2 protein-coding genes and 1 pseudogene are annotated in these 3,054 nt (G+C 72.3%); all 3 read left to right on the forward strand.

What is annotated here, in order from left to right:
- The first annotated feature begins 471 nt into the window (after positions 1–471).
- Positions 472–1,695, forward strand: coding sequence for an MFS transporter (locus QH283_RS18540; RefSeq protein ID WP_414689616.1), 1,224 nt, complete (start codon positions 472–474; stop codon positions 1,693–1,695).
- On the forward strand, positions 1,692–2,318 hold the full coding sequence (locus QH283_RS18545) for a TetR/AcrR family transcriptional regulator (RefSeq protein WP_280504254.1): 627 nt from the start codon (positions 1,692–1,694) through the stop codon (positions 2,316–2,318). The genes QH283_RS18540 and QH283_RS18545 overlap by 4 nt, the downstream gene beginning before the upstream one ends.
- A gap of 183 nt (positions 2,319–2,501) precedes the next feature.
- Positions 2,502–3,035 (forward strand): annotated as a pseudogene (locus QH283_RS18550) (acyl-CoA dehydrogenase family protein); the annotation flags it as partial.
- Between the last annotated feature and the right edge of the window lie 19 nt (positions 3,036–3,054).

Here is a 3,054-nt window from a genome sequence, read left to right on the forward strand (position 1 = left end):
CCGGAGACGAGCGGCAGTTCCATCTGACCGTCGTCGCTGTAGCGGGCCTGCACCCTGCCCACGGTCACCTCATCGGTGGCGAGTCCGTCCCATTCGGAGGAGAAGTCGCACAGGACGACGGGGACGCCGCCGCGGGCCACCCGCCCCCGGCGCGGGATGAACCGGGCACCCCCCCGCCGTGGCCGACGGGGGCACGGGTGCCCGAGCCGTTTCGCGAGGCGCTCGCCGCGCCCGCCCGTGCGGAACGCTCGCCCACCGGAAAGCAGCCGACCCTCGGGTGTGGCTGATCTCACTGCCGTCCGGGAAGCGCGGGCCGGGGCTCCCTGGTTGCAGGAAAACGTGAGCCGACCCGCGAAGATCGACGCCGCCGACCCCTCGGACCCCTCCGCCGGTGCGGGGCCGGCTCCCGCAGCCGAGCGCGATCCCGGCGGCGGTGCGCCCGCCCCGTCGGCTCCGCGCACCACCTGGCACATCCCCGCCATGCTCGCCTTGGCGGCGGGTGGTTTCGGCATCGGCACCACCGAGTTCGTGATCATGGGCCTGCTGCCCGACATCGCGTCCGCCTTCGCGGTCTCCGAGCCGACCGCCGGGCACGCCGTCTCGGCGTACGCGCTCGGGGTGGTGGTCGGTGCGCCGCTGATCGCCGCGTTGTGCGCCCGGGTGCCGCGCAAGCGCCTGCTGCTGGCGCTCATGGTGGCTTTCACGCTGGGGAATGTGGCCACCGTGCTCGCCCCGGCCTTCCCGGCGCTGGTGGTCGCGCGGTTCGTGGCGGGCCTGCCGCACGGCGCCTACTTCGGCGTCGCCATGCTGGCCGCGGCCACGCTCGCCCCTGCCGGGCAGCGGGCCAAGGCGGTGGCGGCGGTCATGCTCGGGCTGAGCATCGCCAATGTGGCCGGTGTGCCCGCCGCGACGTGGCTCGGCCAGCACTACGGCTGGCGTGGGGCGTTCGTGCTGGTCGCGGTGATCGGCGCGGCGACGGTGGCGGCGCTGGCCCGCTTCGTGCCCGAGCTGACCGGCTATGTCGCGACCGACCCGAGGACCGAACTCGGCGCGCTGCGCAGGCCGCAGGTGCTGGCGACCCTGCTGGTGGGCGCGGTCGGCTTCGGCGGCATGTTCGCCGTCTACACCTACATCGCCACCACGCTGACCGATGTCGCGGGCATGTCGGCGACCACCGTGCCGCTGGTGCTGGCGCTGTTCGGCATCGGCATGATCGTCGGCAACGTGGTGGGCGGCATCCTGGCCGACCGCGGTGTGGACCGGGCGATCTTCCTGGCCTCGATCGCGATGATCGTGGTGCTCGCCGGTTTCGTCCCGGCCGCCCACCATCCGGTCTCGGCGAGCATCGGGGCCTTCCTGGTCGGCGCCACCGGCGCGGCGCTCACCCCCGGCTTGCAGACCCGTCTGATGGATGTGGCCGCCGATGCCCAGACCCTGGCCGCGGCGCTCAACCACGCCGCGCTGAACATCGCCAACGCCGCAGGCGCGTGGCTGGGCGGGCTGGTGATCGCCGCCGGCTTCGGCTACACCGCGCCGGCGATGGTCGGCGCGGGCTTGGCCGTGGCCGGGCTCGTGCTGTTCACGCTCACCGTCCGGCTGGGCGGGCGTGACGGCAGAGCGCGCCGCGGGCGTGCGTCGGGCATTCCGGGGCATTTACATACACACGTGCATGTAAGCGATAGGATCGCCGGATGACCACGACCGCGTCCGGCAGGCCGCGGCGGCGGACCCAGGAGCAGCGCAGCAGCGAGATGCGCACGCGACTGCTCGACGCCACCATCGACTGCCTCGTCGACTACGGCTACGCGGGCACGACCACTCCGCGGGTGGCCGAACGCGCCGGCGTCACGCGCGGCGCGCAGGTGCACCACTTCGGCTCCAAGACCGACCTGGTGGTCGCCGCGATCAACCACCTCGCCCAGCGCCGGGTGCAGGCGGTGTTGCGGGAGATCTCCGAGGTGCCGCCGGACGCCGAGCGCGTGGAGGCCACCCTCAACTTCCTGTGGGAACTGCATCAGGACCGGCTGTTCACCGCGACCGTCGAGCTGTGGGTGGCCGGGCGCACCGATCCGGTGCTCAAGGCCGCCATGGACGAGGTCGAGCCGTTCGTCAACAACGCCGTGCTCACCGCCGTCGAGCGCTTCGTGCCCGACGAGGTGCGCCGCAAGGACGCGCGCGACTTCGTCTTCACCGCCATGGACGCCCTGCGCGGCATCCTCATCGCCGCCTGGGGTGACGCCGACACCGAGCGCGCGCACCGGCGCTGGGAGCGCGCCTGTGCCATGCTGCGGCTGACCGCTGGGCAGATCACCGGCTGACCCGCGCGGCGACGGCCGATCGCCGGAACCGTTGCGTACTTACATGCAGGTCTGTACGTTTGTTGCAGCTCGATACGCCGAACCGGACGATGTGGTCCGGGTCATCCGGTTCCGGTGCCGACCGGTCCCGGGGTGCGGCGCGCCCGGCGCGGGCGAGAGGCACTGCGACAGGAGTGAACGACGATGTTCGAATGGTCCGAGACCGATCTGATGGTCCGCGACGCCGTGCGCGCCTTCATCGACCGGGAGATCCGCCCGAACCTGGACGCCCTCGACAGCGGCGAGATGCTGCCGTACCCGATCCTGAAGAAGCTGTTCGACGAATTCGGCATCGCCGCCATGGCGCGCGACTCGCTGGAGAAGGCGCTGGCCGCCGAGGAAGCCGAGCTGGCGGGTTGGGCCGAGAGCGCGGCGAAGGCCGCGAGCGCCGCCGCGTCCGAGCAGCAGTCGATGATGGCGGTGCTGGTCAGTGAGCTCTCCGGCGTCTGTCTCGGCCTGGTCAGCGCCTTGGGCGTGAGCACCGGACTCGGCGCGGCCACCATCCAGGCGCGTGGCACGCTGGCGCAGAAGAAGCGCTGGCTGCCCGAGCTGGTGACCATGGAGAAGGTCGCCTCCTGGGCGATCACCGAGCCCGACTCCGGCTCCGACCCCGTCGGCGGCAAGAAGACCAACCTGCGCCGCGGCGGCGAGGACAACATACACAACCGCCAGAAGACCTAACTCACCAACGGCCCGA

Origin of the sequence: Nocardia farcinica (assembly GCF_029867845.1) — a bacterium.
GTDB classification, from domain to species: domain Bacteria; phylum Actinomycetota; class Actinomycetes; order Mycobacteriales; family Mycobacteriaceae; genus Nocardia; species Nocardia farcinica_A.